Below are 14,113 nucleotides of genomic sequence, written 5' to 3'. Positions count from 1 at the left end.
AAGCGCGAAGGGGCGGGCGGGGCGGCGAGCGATTACCCTGAGGAGGTGATCGCGACCCTCTCGCAGTACTCGGTGCTGTGCCTCTCCTCCGCCATGGGCATCTACGCCATGGCGTTCGTCTTCTTCGCGATCGACCTCGCCCGCCGCGCCTCCCTGGCCGACGGCGAGTCGATCGAGGTCGTGCAGGAGGCGGAGCGCGTCGCCTCCGCGGCCGCCGCCGACCGCGCGGCCAGCGGCAAGGCCACCGTCGCCGCCGCAGGCTCCGGACGCACCGCGACGCTCTCCCGCATCGGCAGCCGCGTCGAGGACGAGGTCTACCGCGCCCCCGCCCGCTCGAAGACCATGCGCATCGGGTTCTCGCTCACGCTCCTCGGCTTCGTGCTCCACCTCGCCGCGACCGTCCTCCGCGGCGTCGCCGCCGGCCGCGTCCCCTGGGCGAACATGTACGAGTTCTCGATGACCGGGACGCTCATCATCATCGGCGTCTTCCTCGCCGTCCAGCTGCGCTGGGACCTCCGCTTCCTCGGAGCGTTCATCACCGGCCTCGTCCTGGTGCTCCTCGGCATCGCGACCGTCAACTACTACGTCGCCGTCGTCCCGCTCCCGCCGGCACTCCAGTCCTACTGGCTGGTCATCCACGTGCTCGTCGCGATCCTCGGCACCGCGTTCTTCGCCCTCGGCTTCGCGCTCTCGGTCACCCAGCTCCTCCAGGCCCGCCGCGAATCCTCCGGCGACAGCCCCCGCTCGGTCCTCCGCTTCCTGCGCACCCTGCCCAGCTCCCTCACCCTCGAGAACCTCGCCTACCGCGTCACGATCCTCGGCTTCATCCTCTGGACCTTCACGCTCATCGCCGGCGCCGTCTGGGCCGAGAAGGCCTGGGGCCGCTACTGGGGCTGGGACACCAAGGAGGTCTGGACCTTCATCATCTGGACCATCTACGCCGGCTACATCCACGCCCGCGCCACCCGCGGCTGGCGCGGCACCCCCTCCGCCTGGCTCGCCATCGTCGGCTTCGCCGCCGTCATGTTCAACTTCGGCGTCGTCAACGTGTTCTTCAAGGGACTCCACGCCTACTCCGGCCTCGACACCGGCATGTGATCGGCGGGGCCTGGCGGGGCCGCTCGCGGCGTTGTCGGCGACGAACGTAGCTCCGCTACGCCCGACCCCTCCGCCTTGCGATCGGGTCGGCGGGGCCTGGCGGGGCCGCTCGCGGCGTTGTCGGCGACGAACGTAGCTCCCGCTACGCCCGACGCCTCCGCCTTGCGATCGACCCCACCAGGCCCCGCCGAACGCCCACCAGGACACGCTTTGAGGACGGCTCCGCTTCGCGGTCGCCGCGGGAGGCCTCCGCTTCGCGGTCGGGTCTGGCCGGGCTCCGCTATGCGGTCGGGTTCGTTGGGCTCCGCTACGCGGTCGAGTTCGTTGGGCTCCGCTTCGCGGTCGGGTCCGGGTGGGCTCCGCTTCGCGGTCGGGTCTGATGAGCTGGGCTTCGCGGGAGGGCCGGGGTAGACGGCGGTCGACGGAACATGCTGATCGGGTAGCGCGCGCGGCGCGCGTATCGAGATCCCATGGCGCGAACGCGGGGAGCGGGCCGATCGAGTTCCCGTAGATGGACGCGCAGGGGGCGGTGCCTGCTGATCGAGTAGTGCGCGGAGCGGGCGTGTCGCGCACAGGGGGCACGGGCGGTTTGCGGGCGGATCCGTGCCTGTCGAGTGGCTGTGGTGGACGCCGGGGCGACGGCGGACGGGTCAGACGGCGGTGACGACGTCGATGAGGTGGGGGGCGAAAGGGGCGTCGAGGGCGAGGACGACGCGGGTGCGGGCGTCGGAGGGGTGGACGCCGCGGTAGATGCCGCGGAGGTCGGCGACGGTCTGGCCGCGGCCGGGGCCGTGGGTGGCGTCGACAGTGACGTGGACGCGCGGGGCGGAGGTGAGGGCGACGGCGTCGACGGCGATCGCGGCGGCCATGGGGTCGTGCATGGCAGCGGTGCGCTCGCCGAAGTGGCCGACGTAGAAGTCGAAGTAGAAGTCGAGCGCCTGCCCGATGGCCTGCGCGAGGGGATCGGGCGACGCGAGCAGGACGGCGCGGTCCTCCTCCGTCAGCAGGTGCCGCATGGTCACGTCCAGGGGCACGAGCGTGAGATCCCAGTCGGCCGCGACGACCTCGGCGGCGGCCGCGGGGTCGTGCCAGATGTTGGCCTCCGCCACGGCGGTCACGTTGCCGGGGACCAGCGCGGCTCCGCCCATCACGGTCACCGAGTGGACGAGGGACGCGATCTCCGGGTGCGCACGGAGGGCGAGCGCGAGATTCGTCAGCGGGCCGATCGCGACCAGCCGCAGCTCGCCCTCGTGCTCACGAGCGAGACGGAGGAGGAGGTCGGCCGGATCCTCGTCGACCGGCTCGCCGCCCTCGGGCAGCGCGACCCCGCCGATGCCGTCGTCGCCGTGCACGTGCGGAGATCCGCCGGCGTAGTCCTCCTCGAGGAAGTGGTGCGCCCCCACGGCGACCGGCACGTCGTCGCGGCCGGCCAGCGCGAGCAGGCCGAGGCTGTTGACGGCGGCCCGGCGGGCGTCGGTGTTGCCGCTGACCGTGCTGATCCCGACGAGGCGGGCCCGGGGCGAGCGGAGGAGGTACGCCAGGGCGAGCGAGTCGTCGATGCCGGTGTCGCAGTCGAGGAAGACGGGGACGGTCGATGCGCTCACGGTGCTCCGATGCTCGAGGGTGGGGGACGCGTCGGGCACCGGCGGCCGACGCTCCCATTCTGCCGCTCCTCCGACGCGGCGCCCGCCGCCGACGATCAGAGCAGCGCGTAGGAGTCGCGGAGCCGCGCCCGCCACCAGGCGAGCCGCTCCGGTGACACGGCGTGACGGGAGAGGAGCTCCTCCGAGACCTCCACGCGGCCGACGGGGATGCCGCCGTCGACCGGCCGCAGCGGCCGCTCCGTGACGTCCGCGGCGAGGAGGGACGCGGTGCCGAGTCCGCAGTCGAAGGGCAGCTCGGGGAGCGCCGCGGCCAGGGCGGCGCCCATGGCGAGTCCGACCGAGCTGTCGATCGCGCTCGAGACCACCGCCGGCAGCCCCGCCTCGGCGACGAGCGCCAGCGCCCGGCGCGTCCCGCCGAGCGGCTGGGCCTTCACGACCAGCAGGTCCGCGGCTCCGGACCGGGCGACGGCGAGCGGATCGGCGGCCTTGCGGACGCTCTCGTCGGCGGCGATCGGGATGCCCATGTACTTCACCCGGTAGCGCAGCTCCGCCAGCTCGTCGACACTCGCGCACGGCTGCTCGACGTACTCGAGGTCGGACTCCGCGAGGGCGTGGACGGCGTGCTCGGCCTCGTCGAGGTTCCAGCCGCCGTTCGCGTCCACGCGGATCCGGCCCTCCGGACCGAGCAGGCGGCGGACCTCGACGACCCGGGCCACGTCGTCGGCCAGCGTCTGGCCGCGCTCGGCGACCTTCACCTTCGCCGTGCGGCAGCCGTGGTAGCTCGCGAGCACGGCGGCGACCTCGTGCGGTGCGACGGCCGGGATGGTCGCGTTCACCGGGATGCGGTCGCGCAGCGGTGCCGGCTGCTCGCTCCAGCCGTAGTCGATCGCCGCCCGGAGCCACGCCGCCGACTCCTCCGCGCCGTACTCGAGGAAGGGCGAGAACTCGGTCCAGCCCTCGGGGCCGCGCACGAGCGCGATCTCGCGGTTGTCGACGCCGCGGAAGCGGGTGCGGAGCGGCAGAGCGACGACGCGGAGTCCCGCGTCGATCTCGCCGAGGGAGGGGAGCGGGGAGGCGGGCACGACGTCGTCCATCCGGCCATTGTCCACCGGCCGGGGCGACGCGGCGGCCACCCGGGCGCAGGAGGTCGGCGACGCGCGCGCAAGCCCCCGGGGTCCCTCCTCCGAGCGACCGCCGAGGTGCCAGACTGACGAGGCTGCCGTTGGAGTCCGGAGGAGTGCGATGAGCCAGATGCCGATGAGCCCGCCGCCCGCGCCCGCCCCGGGCCCGACGCAGGGCTCCGTCCCCTCCCACCGCCCGCTCGGCAGGGGCGCCTGGATCGCGCTGGGCACGAGCCTCCTCGTGGGCGTCGTCTACACCGGCGTGCTCGGCACGCTCGTCGCCGTCGGAGTGGGCGGCGCGCTCGACTCCGCCGCCGGCAGCGCGTCGACGAGCGCTCCGTCCGAGCCGTTCGGCGACCCGACGGACGACCCGTTCGGCAGCGGGGACCCGTCCGATCCGCTCTACGACTACCCCGGCTACCAGGACGGCGACGCCGCGACGATCCTCGGCCAGCCGGCCGCGGAGGACGTGCGCGCGAGTGCCGAGAAGGCCGTCGCGGCCGTCGAGGGCGCCGTCCCCGAGGAGTGGACCTCGGCCGACGACGAGTACTACGAGCAGTCGCAGAACGCCTACGGCGGGCCCTCCCTCCTCTACGACTACATCTCGGCGACCGAGTACGCCGCCGCCGACGTCTCGACCGACGCCGACAGGCAGGCGGCGGTCGACCGCTTCACCGCAGCGCTCTCGCCCCTCGGCTTCGACGACGTCGAGGTGGCCGACACCCCCGAGGAGTGGTCGGAGGCGGGCTACGAGCTCGACGGCGACCTCTCGGACGAGGAGGCCTCGGCCGCGCTCTGGATCGTCACCGCCCGCTCCTCCGCCGACCTCGTGCCCGCGATCGAGCTGGGCCTCGTCGACCTCGACGCCGATCCGACCGGCCTGGTCGCCGACATGCTCGACGGAGTCGGCCTCTCGCCGGACCCGCAGGGCGCGTTCCTCGCCGGGTACGCGAACGGGGTCCTCCAGGACGAGGACCGCGGCGAGTTCACCGACCGCCTCGAGGAGTACGGCGGAGTCGCCACGACCTGACCGGGCGCTACAAGCAAGCCCGTCCGCCCGCAAGCCCGAGTCGGCGCACCGCCCGCGCCCTACGGTGAGGGGATGGCTGCACCCCGCTCGACCAGGCCCCTGCGCGACTACGCCGCGATCGGAGACGGTCGCACGGTCGCCCTGATCGCGAAGGACGGCAGCGTCGACTGGATGCCCGTCCCGGACCTCGGCTCCACCCCCGCCTTCGCCGCCCTGATCGACGCCGAGTCCGGCGGCTGCGTCGAGCTCGCCCCCGAGGAGCCCGCCGAGGTCTCGCGCGCCTACATCCGCGACACGAACGTCCTCGAGACCACCTTCACCACCGAGTCGGGCACCGTCCGCGTGACGGACGCGCTCGTCACCGGGATCGCGGGCCGCCTCCCGTGGGCCGAGCTCGCGCGCCGCGTGGACGGTGTCGACGGCGAGGTGCGGATGCGGTGGGCCGTGCGTCCCGGAACGGGACTCGGCCGGTTCTCCCCGTGGATCCAGAACGCCGACGGCCGCTCGCTCATCCGCGCCGGAGACATCACCATCGGCGTCACCGGGCAGGAGCACGGGCCCGACGGCGACGACGCGCCCTCCGGCGCCGGCGACGAGCTGACGGGCTCCTTCGTCGTGACCGCGGGGAAGGACGCCGTGCGGCACGTCCTGGTCGTGTCGGCCACGCACGACGAGCCGCTGCACTTCCCGGTCGCGAAGAACGTCGACCGCGGCATCGACCGCACCATCCGCAGCTGGCAGGACTGGTCGGAGGAGTTCTCCTACGACGGCCCGTGGTCCGAGGCCGTCCAGCGCAGCGCCCTCGCGCTCAAGCTGCTGATCTACTCGCCCACGGGAGCCATCGCCGCGGCCGCGACCACGTCGCTCCCGGAGTCGCCCAACGGTGGCAAGAACTGGGACTACCGCTTCGCCTGGGTGCGCGACGCCGCGTACACGATGCACGCGCTGGTGCGCTTCGGCCTGCGCGAGGAGACGCACGCCGCGCTGTCCTGGCTCCTCCGCACGATCAAGGAGCACGGGCCGGACCTGCACATCTTCTACGGACTCGACGGCTCCATGCCGACCGTCCTGGAGGAGTTCGACGTCCCGGGCTACGCCGGCATCGGCCCGGTCGTCGCCGGCAACGCAGCGCAGAGCCAGCTGCAGCTGGGCGTCTTCGGCGACCTCTTCGACATCTGCCGCATCTACGTCGACGAGGGCAACGTCCTCGACATCCAGACCGGTCGGCTCCTCGCCCGCGTCGCCGACACCACCTGCGACCTGTGGCGGAACCGCGATGCGGGCATGTGGGAGCTGGAGGAGGAGCAGCACTACACCTCCTCGAAGATGGGCTGCTGGCAGGCGCTCGACGCGGCCGTGCACCTGGCGGAGCTCGGCCAGGTCGCGGGCAGCCCCGACCGCTGGCGCTTCGAGCGCGACCGCATCCGCGAGTGGATCGAGGAGCACTGCTGGTCCGAGGGGCTCGGCTCCTACGTGATGTACCCGGGCAGCGAGGAGCTGGACGCCTCTGTGCTCCTGCACGCGCCCAGCGGCTACGAGCGCGGTGAGCGGATGATCTCCACCATCGACGCCCTGGTGAAGGAGCTCGGCCGCGGCGCGCTGCTGTTCCGCTACTCCGGCATGGAGGGCGAGGAGCACCCGTTCGTGGCCTGCTCGTTCTGGCTCGCCTCCGCCCTGGCCTGCGTCGGTCGGCACGACGAGTCGGTCGCCCTGATGGACGAGCTCGTCGCCACGGTCCCGAACGACGTCGGGATCATGTCCGAGATGATCGCGGTCGACGACCTGGCCTTCTGGGGCAACCTGCCGCAGGGGCTCAGCCACCTCGCGTTGATCAACGCGGCCATCACCATCGAGGAGCTGGCGCCGGAGAAGGTCGGCCGCGCGTAACCCCGCCGACGGCGTCCGCGCAACCCGTTGAGGGCCGGCTCCGAGGGGCGTAGACCGGTACCACCCCCTCGCACCGCACCCACAAGGAGCACCTCAGCATGGATCTCGGCATCAGCGGCCGCATCGCCCTCGTCACCGGAGGCGACTCCGGCATCGGCCTGGCCACGGCGCAGCTCCTCCTCGCCGACGGCGCGACCGTCGTGATCACCGACAAGGACCAGGCGGAGCTCGACCGGGCGGCGGCCGGGCTCGACGCTCCGGAGGGCCGCCTGCACGCCTTCGCCGCCGACGTCACCAGCACGGAGCAGCTCGCCGAGCTGCACCGCCGCGTGGCCGGAGCGGTCGGCGCGATCGACATCCTCGTGCAGTGCGCCGGAGTCACAGGGGCGCAGGGCCTCTTCCACGAGATCGACGACGAGGGCTGGACCAGCACCCTCGAGGTCGATCTGCTCGGGCCTGTGCGGCTCGTGCGCGAGTTCCTCCCCGACCTCCGCACCGGAGGCTGGGGCCGGCTCGTGCTCACCGCCTCCGAGGACGCCGTGCAGCCCTACGACGACGAACTGCCCTACTGCGCCGCGAAGGCGGGCGTCCTCGCCTTCGCCAAGGGCCTCTCGCGCTCCTACGCGCAGGAGGGCCTGCTCGTGAACACGGTCTCGCCCGCGTTCATCCGCACTCCGATGACCGACGCGATGATGTCCAAGCGCGCCGAGCAGAGGGGCACCTCGGTCGACGAGGCGATCTCGTCCTTCCTCGACGAGGAGCGGCCGTACATGGAGCTGAAGCGCCGGGGCGAGGCCGAGGAGGTCGCAGCCGTGATCGCCTTCCTCTGCTCCGACCGCGCCTCGTTCGTGAACGGCTCGAACTACCGCGTCGACTCCGGATCCGTCGCCACGATCTGATCCCTGCGACCACGGGCCCCGCCCAGCGCGCGCACCCTGCGCGTGCGGGCGCCGTCCAGCCGAAGAAGCCAGACTCGGGGCGGGACACCGCACCCGGCACTGCAAGAGAAAGGAACGGTCCATGACCACCACCCTCGAACGCCACGTCGAAGCCCCCGCGGGCTCCGGTGCCAAGACCAGCCGCCGTCAGAACGCCGAGAAGGGCTTCAAGGCCTCCAAGGAGCTGCTCGACAGCCTCCAGATCGTCCTCGTCGACCTGATCGAGCTCCACGTCCAGGGCAAGCAGGCCCACTGGAACGTCGTCGGCAAGAACTTCCGCGACCTCCACCTGCAGCTCGACGAGATCATCGAGGCCGCGCGCGAGTTCAGCGACGACATCGCCGAGCGCATGCGCGCCCTCCACGGGATCCCGGACGGCCGCAGCGACACCGTCGCCGCGACCACCACCCTCCCCGAGTACCCGCACGGCGAGATCGACACGGCCGAGACCGTCGACCTGGTCACGATCCGCCTCGAGAACACCGCCGCCACCATGCGCGAGGTCCACGACCAGGTGGACGAGGAGGACCCGACCAGCGCGGACCTCCTCCACGCGATCATCCAGAGCCTCGAGCAGTACGCCTGGATGGTGTCGGCCGAGAACCGCACCACCTCCGCCGCCAAGTAGGGGCGAGCACCGGCAGGGGACTCCGCGTCAGCGGGGTCCCCTTCCGTCTGCCCGGGCGGTGTCGAGTCACCGTGCAGTCCGGATCAGTAGGGTCGTGGCATGAGCACGCAGGTCTCCGAACTGTTCGACGCGCACCGCTGGGCGGCCGTCGACGGCTTCGACGCACTCGAGGACATCACCTACCACCACGACCGCTCCGGCCGCATCGCGCGGGTCGCGTTCGACCGGCCCGAGGTCCGCAACGCGTTCCGGCCGCGCACGGTCGACGAGCTGTTCCGCGCCCTCGAGGACGCCCGGACGAACCCGCGCATCGGCGTCGTCATCCTCACCGGCAACGGCCCGAGCCCGCGCGACGGAGGCTGGGCCTTTTGCTCCGGGGGAGACCAGCGGATCCGCGGCCGCGACGGCTACCGGTACTCCGACGGCGAGACCGCCGAGGGCATCGACTCCGCGCGGAACGGCCGCCTGCACATCCTCGAGGTGCAGCGCCTCATCCGCTTCATGCCGAAGGTCGTCATCGCGGCCGTCCCCGGCTGGGCCGCGGGAGGCGGGCACTCGCTGCACGTGGTCTGCGACCTCACCCTCGCCTCCGCCGAGCACGGGCGCTTCAAGCAGACGGACGCCGACGTCGGCTCCTTCGACGCGGGCTACGGCTCGGCGTACTTCGCCCGCCAGATCGGGCAGAAGGCCGCGCGCGAGGTGTTCTTCCTCGCGCGGGAGTACTCCGCGCAGCGCGCCTACGAGATGGGTGCCGTGAACGCGGTCGTCCCGCACGCCGAGCTCGAGACGACCGCGGTGGAGTGGGCCGAGACGATACTCACCAAGTCGCCCACGGCCATCCGGATGCTGAAGTACGCGTTCAACGCCGTGGACGACGGCCTCGTGGGCCAGCAGCTCTTCGCGGGCGAGACCACGCGCCTCGCCTACGGCACCGACGAGGCCGTCGAGGGACGAGACTCCTTCCTCGAGAAGCGCGAGCCCGACTGGTCGCCGTTCCCGTGGCAGTTCTGAGCCGGAGGGCACGCAGGTGACCCGCCCGCTCGCCGGTGTCGACGCGACGGTCGAGGCCGTCCTCCTCGCTCTTCGCGCGGCCCTGGACGGCAGCGGCCCGGCGATCCGCGTCTCCGCCCCCGGCGCTGCGACCGCCTCCGAGGATGCCGTCGTGCCGCAGCGCGTCGCCGTCGTCGTCGAGACCTCGGGCTCGTCGGGGCCGCCCAAGCGGGTCGCGCTCTCGACAGCGGCCCTGCTCACCAGCGCCTCCGCGACCCTCGCCGAGCTGGGCGGGCCGGGACGCTGGCTGCTCTGCCTGCCGACGCACTACGTCGCGGGACTGCAGGTGCTCGTCCGCTCGCTGACGGCGGAGGCCGACCCGGTCGTCCTCCCGGCCGGCGGCTTCGACGCGGCGGCCTTCCTCGCTCTCGCTCGGACGATGCCGGCGGGGGAGCGGCGGTACTCCTCGCTGGTCCCCGTGCAGCTCGCGCGGCTGCTGGACCTCGCCGATCGCGATCCGGCCGCGGCCGAGGCGCTCCGCTCGTTCGACGCGCTCCTGATCGGCGGCCAGGCGACGCCGCAGCCGCTGCGGGACCGCGCCGCCGCCCTCGGCGTGCGCATCCGCCTGACCTACGGATCGAGCGAGACGTCCGGTGGCTGCGTCTACGACGGCGTCCCGCTCCACGACGTGCGGATGCGCGTCGAGGACGGGCAGGTGCTGCTCGGCGGGCCGACCCTCGCGGAGGGCTACCTCGACGCCGACGGCGCGATCGACCACGAGCGCAGCGCCGCCGCCTTCCTCGAGATCGACGGGGAGCGCTGGTACCGCACGGGCGACGCGGGCTCGATCGTCGACGGGCGCCTCCGGGTGACCGGTCGGCTCGACCGCGTGATCGTGTCGGGCGGGGAGAAGGTCTCGCTCGACTCCGTCGAGGCCGTGCTCCGCGAGGGGACCGTCCCCGACGCGGTCGTCGTGCGGCGAGCGGACGAGCAGTGGGGCGAGGTCCCGGTCGTCGTGACGGCGGAGGAGGCTCCCGCGCTCACCGACCTGCGCGCCCTGATCGCCGACCGCCTCGGGCGCGCCGCCGCTCCCGCGGCCGTGCTGCCGGTCGGCCGCATCCCCCTCCTCGCCTCCGGGAAGCCCGACCGCCGCGCCCTCGAGGTGCTCGCCGAGCAGGCCTGACCGGCTCCGAGCGTCGACTGGCCGGTGGGTAGGATTCCCTCCGTGTCGAGTACGAGTCGCAAGAAGAAGTCCTCCAGCGGCCGCCCCGGGGGCAGCCCGCGAGCGGTCGTCGTGAAGCCCGCCGGTCCCCGCGAGTGGATCGCCGGCGCCCGCCTCCGCACCCTCCCGCTGGCCGTCGCCCCCGTGCTCATCGGCACCGGAGCGACCCAGGTCGTCGACGAGGGCTGGCACTGGGTGCGCGCCCTGCTCTGCCTGGCCGTCTCGCTCGCCCTGCAGATCGCCGTCAACTACGCCAACGACTACTCCGACGGCGTGCGCGGCACCGACGCCAACCGCGTCGGACCCTCGCGGCTGACCGGCTCCGGAGCGGCGAAGCCCCGCCAGGTGCTCACCGTCGCCCTGGTCTTCTTCGGGATCGCGGCCGTCGCCGGCCTCGTGCTCACCGCCCTCTCGGGGCAGTGGTGGTTCCTGATCGTCGGCGCGGCGGCGATCGCAGCCGGCTGGTTCTACACCGGCGGACGCCGCCCTTACGGCTACCTCGGGCTCGGCGAGCTCTTCGTCTTCGTGTTCTTCGGCCTGGTCGCCACCGTCGGCACCACGTTCGTGCAGATCGGCCGCACCAACCAGGAGTCGTGGCTCGGCGCCGTGGCGGCGGGCCTGTTCGCCTGCGCCGTGCTCATGGTCAACAACATCCGCGACATCCCGACCGACCGCCTCTCGGGCAAGCGGACCCTCGCGGTCCTCGCGGGACCGGCCGTGTCCCGGGCGATATACACGGGCTTCGTGCTGATCCCGTTCGGCATCGCGGTGATCCTCGCGCTGTTCTACCCGCTGGCATGGCTGACGCTCTTCGTGCTTCTGATGATCCTGCCGGCCATCCTGATCACCCTGACGGCGAAGACGGCGAAGGAGCTCATCCTGGCGCTGCAGCTGACCAGCCTGGGCGGGCTCGCCTACGCGGTCATCCTCGGGGCGGCGCTGGCGTTCTAGAGCGGCGGCTCGCACGAGGCGGGCTCGGGTGGGCCGGATTCGGGTGAGATCGGCTGTTGCGCGCCGGGCCTGGTGCGAGCGGGGTCAGCCCGTCCGAGGGGAGCCCTCGCCGGCGGGATCGCCCGGCTCAGCGGTCGTCGCGGGTCGCGTCGACCGCGGCGTCCTCGACGTCGTCGTCGGTCGGAGCGCGCGGGACGTCCTTGCGGCGCTCGTAGATCGCCTCCGCGATGCGCTCGCGGGGCTTCCTCAGCAGGATGTAGGAGAGGGACAGGCTCGCGATCGCGGCGACGAAGCCCGCGGTGACCGCGGCCGTCAGCTCCGAGTCGACGAAGGTGCGCGCCGGCAGGTACACCAGCACGAAGACGCCGGCGAACATCGCCAGGCGCAGGAGCGAGTAGACGACGACCGCGCGGCTCAGTTTCACCGGGACAGTGTACGTCGGCCCCTGCACGCGGTTCCGTGAGCACCGTGGGAGCCTCCTGTCCAGCGTCCGTGCGGACCCTCCCCGACGGGGGTGCCGGACGTAGACTCGTGTCCATGATCCGCCTCGTCATCGGCCTGCTCGTGGCCCTCGCCGTCTTCACGGTCTACACCGTGATCGACGTCGCGATGAGCAACCGTCACGCCGTGCGGGCGATCCCGAAGTGGTCCTGGCTCCTGGTGGTGCTGATCCTCCCGGTCATCGGTGCGGGACTGTGGTTCTGGATCGGCCGCCCTCGCAAGCAGCGCGCCGCCGGCCGCCGCTACACCGCTCCGGACGACGACCCCGACTTCCTCGGCACCCTCCGCACCGAGCGCGACCCCGAGGAGGAGCGCCTGCAGGCCGAGCGCATCGCCCAGCTCGAGCGCGACCTCGCCGACATGGACGAGCAGGGCGAGGCCGACGGCCCCGGCCGCCGGGATGCCTGAGCACCGGCCGGTCGCCCCCTCCACCCGATTCGCGGTCGACCTCCTCACCCGCTTCGTCGCGCTCGGCGTCCGCGACGTCGTCGTCGCTCCGGGCTCCCGCTCGCAGGCGCTCGCCCTGGTGGCGGCCGAGCTCGAGACCCGCGGCGACGTCCGGCTGCACGTGCGGATCGACGAGCGCTCCGCGGGGTTCCTGGCGCTGGGCCTCGCCCTCGAATCCCGGACGCCGGCGCTCGTGATCACGACCTCCGGCACGGCGACCGCGAACCTGCACCCGGCCGTGCTCGAGGCGGACGCCTCGGACGTGCCGATGATCGTCCTGACCGCCGACCGGCCCGACGAGCTGCGCGGCATCCGCTCGAACCAGACGGCCGAGCAGCGCGAGCTGTACGGGCGAGCCGTGCGGCTGTTCGAGGACGTCGCTGCTCCGGACGACGCCTCCCGGCCCGAGGACGCGCGGGCGCTCGCCGATCGTGCCGTCACCGCGGCGCGGCGTGGGCCGGTCCACCTGAACCTCTCCTTCCGCGACCCGCTCTCCTCCACTCTGCCCGACATGGAGGGGATCGAACCGGTCTCGTCGCCCGCTGTCGGATCCGGGATCCCGCGTGCCGTCGTGACCGCCGGTCCCGGTGAGCCGCTCACGGTCGTCATCGCCGGGGACAAGGCGGGAGCCGAGGCCGAGGAGATCGCTCGCGCCGGCGACTGGCCGCTGCTGGCCGAGGTCTCCTCCGGCGCCCGCTTCGGACCGCAGCTCGTCGTCGCCTGGCGTCGCCTGCTCGGCGAGCCCGACTTCGGCGGACGCATCCGCCGGGCGATCGTGCTCGGACACCCGACGCTCTCCCGCGAGGTCCCCGAACTGCTGCGCCGCGAGGACGTCGAGGTGATCGTCGTGGACGCCGTGCGCGAGCAGTTCTACAACCCCGGCCGGCGCGCCCGCCGCGTCGGAGGCGTCGACGTGGTCCGCCCCGAGGGGGCGCCGCGTCCCGAGCGCGGCGAGCGCGCCTGGGCCGGATCCTGGGTGTCCGCGAGCCGCGCCCTGACGGTCGACCCCGACGAGCTGGACGAGGTCCCCGACGCCGGGTCGATGTCGGTCGAGGACCGCCGCGGCTACGCGCGCAACGCCCTCGCCGCGATCAGGGCACCGCTCACCCGCGACTTCGTCGTCGCCGCGGTCTGGAAGGTCACCTGGCCGCACGACCGGCTGCTGTTCGGAGCGTCGCGGCTGATCCGCGTCGCCGACGGGACCCTGCCGGGCAAGCGGATATCCGTCCTGGCGAACCGCGGCCTCGCCGGCATCGACGGCACGATCTCGACGGCTCTCGGGATCGCGGTGGCGTCGCAGGCGACCGAGCAGGGAGCAGGCGGAGTCACCCGCGCGGTCCTCGGCGATCTCACTCTGCTCCACGAGGCCGGCGGCCTCCTCCTCCCGCCCGGAGAGCGACGCCCGCGCGTGCAGCTCGTCGTCGTGAACGACGGGGGCGGCACGATCTTCGACGGACTCGAGGTCGCGTCGAGCTCGCATCCCGATGCGTTCGACCGCGTGCAGTTCACCCCGCAGAACGCCGATCTGGAGGCTCTCGCGCGCGCCTACGGGTGGGGCCACCGTCGTGCGGCGACGCGCGGCGAGCTGGAGCAGGCGCTGACCTCGCCGGGTGACGGGCCGGGCATCGTGGAGATCCGGCTCGAGCGCTGAGTCCGCGCGGGTCCGGTCGGACGGTCCTCCACAGGTCGTCGTCGG

At 73.1% G+C, this 14,113-nt stretch carries 13 protein-coding genes; 10 read left to right on the top strand and 3 right to left on the bottom strand.

Annotated features, from left to right (window positions below):
* The first annotated feature begins 93 nt into the window (after nucleotides 1–93).
* Nucleotides 94–1,098: a c-type cytochrome biogenesis protein CcsB gene (gene ccsB, locus C5C10_RS12360; protein WP_104249832.1), complete on the top strand. Its 1,005-nt coding sequence runs from the start codon at nucleotides 94–96 to the stop codon at nucleotides 1,096–1,098.
* A 650-nt stretch (nucleotides 1,099–1,748) separates the two neighbouring features.
* On the opposite strand, the gene C5C10_RS12355 is transcribed toward ccsB, so the two are convergent.
* On the bottom strand, nucleotides 1,749–2,702 hold the full coding sequence (locus C5C10_RS12355) for a nucleoside hydrolase (protein WP_104239146.1): 954 nt from the start codon (nucleotides 2,700–2,702) through the stop codon (nucleotides 1,749–1,751).
* A 95-nt stretch (nucleotides 2,703–2,797) separates the two neighbouring features.
* Nucleotides 2,798–3,796 carry an o-succinylbenzoate synthase gene (locus C5C10_RS12350; protein ID WP_104329356.1) on the bottom strand — a complete coding sequence of 333 codons (999 nt, stop codon included), beginning with the start codon at nucleotides 3,794–3,796 and terminating at the stop codon, nucleotides 2,798–2,800.
* A gap of 148 nt (nucleotides 3,797–3,944) precedes the next feature.
* Here C5C10_RS12350 and C5C10_RS12345 point away from each other — a divergent pair, with 148 nt between their 5' ends.
* From C5C10_RS12345 to C5C10_RS12315, 7 genes are all read left to right on the top strand, one after another.
* The gene (locus C5C10_RS12345) at nucleotides 3,945–4,853 is read left to right on the top strand and encodes a hypothetical protein (RefSeq protein WP_104329355.1); all 909 of its coding nucleotides are present in this window, start codon (nucleotides 3,945–3,947) and stop codon (nucleotides 4,851–4,853) included.
* A gap of 72 nt (nucleotides 4,854–4,925) precedes the next feature.
* Entirely contained in the window at nucleotides 4,926–6,740 is a 1,815-nt protein-coding gene (locus C5C10_RS12340; RefSeq protein ID WP_104329354.1) for a glycoside hydrolase family 15 protein, read from the top strand.
* Nucleotides 6,741–6,838: 98 nt separating this feature from the next.
* Nucleotides 6,839–7,639, top strand: coding sequence for an SDR family NAD(P)-dependent oxidoreductase (locus C5C10_RS12335; protein ID WP_104329353.1), 801 nt, complete (start codon nucleotides 6,839–6,841; stop codon nucleotides 7,637–7,639).
* A gap of 121 nt (nucleotides 7,640–7,760) precedes the next feature.
* Entirely contained in the window at nucleotides 7,761–8,306 is a 546-nt protein-coding gene (locus C5C10_RS12330) for a Dps family protein (protein ID WP_104223596.1), read from the top strand.
* A 99-nt stretch (nucleotides 8,307–8,405) separates the two neighbouring features.
* Entirely contained in the window at nucleotides 8,406–9,317 is a 912-nt protein-coding gene (locus C5C10_RS12325; protein ID WP_068255374.1) for a 1,4-dihydroxy-2-naphthoyl-CoA synthase, read from the top strand.
* 16 nt (nucleotides 9,318–9,333) lie between these two features.
* A complete protein-coding gene (locus C5C10_RS12320) occupies nucleotides 9,334–10,479 on the top strand; it encodes an AMP-binding protein (protein ID WP_104329352.1) in 1,146 nt (381 codons plus the stop codon).
* Nucleotides 10,480–10,521: 42 nt separating this feature from the next.
* On the top strand, nucleotides 10,522–11,469 hold the full coding sequence (locus tag C5C10_RS12315; protein ID WP_374953116.1) for a 1,4-dihydroxy-2-naphthoate polyprenyltransferase: 948 nt from the start codon (nucleotides 10,522–10,524) through the stop codon (nucleotides 11,467–11,469).
* Between the two features lie 127 nt (nucleotides 11,470–11,596).
* On the opposite strand, the gene C5C10_RS12310 is transcribed toward C5C10_RS12315, so the two are convergent.
* Complete coding sequence (locus C5C10_RS12310) at nucleotides 11,597–11,893, bottom strand: DUF4229 domain-containing protein (RefSeq protein WP_104239140.1); 297 nt, start codon at nucleotides 11,891–11,893, stop codon at nucleotides 11,597–11,599.
* A gap of 113 nt (nucleotides 11,894–12,006) precedes the next feature.
* On the opposite strand from C5C10_RS12310, the gene C5C10_RS12305 reads away from it, so the two are divergent.
* Nucleotides 12,007–12,378, top strand: a complete 372-nt coding sequence (locus C5C10_RS12305) for a PLD nuclease N-terminal domain-containing protein (RefSeq protein WP_104225908.1) — start codon at nucleotides 12,007–12,009, stop codon at nucleotides 12,376–12,378.
* Complete coding sequence (gene menD / locus C5C10_RS12300; protein ID WP_104329351.1) at nucleotides 12,371–14,068, top strand: 2-succinyl-5-enolpyruvyl-6-hydroxy-3-cyclohexene-1-carboxylic-acid synthase; 1,698 nt, start codon at nucleotides 12,371–12,373, stop codon at nucleotides 14,066–14,068. The genes C5C10_RS12305 and menD overlap by 8 nt, the downstream gene beginning before the upstream one ends.
* Nucleotides 14,069–14,113: the final 45 nt, after the last annotated feature.

Origin of the sequence: Rathayibacter sp. AY1A3, assembly GCF_002930975.1 — a bacterium.
In the GTDB taxonomy this organism is placed as follows: Bacteria; Actinomycetota; Actinomycetes; order Actinomycetales; family Microbacteriaceae; genus Rathayibacter.
Note: the sequence above shows the minus strand (reverse complement) of the source record. Positions and strands in the feature narration are given on the sequence as shown.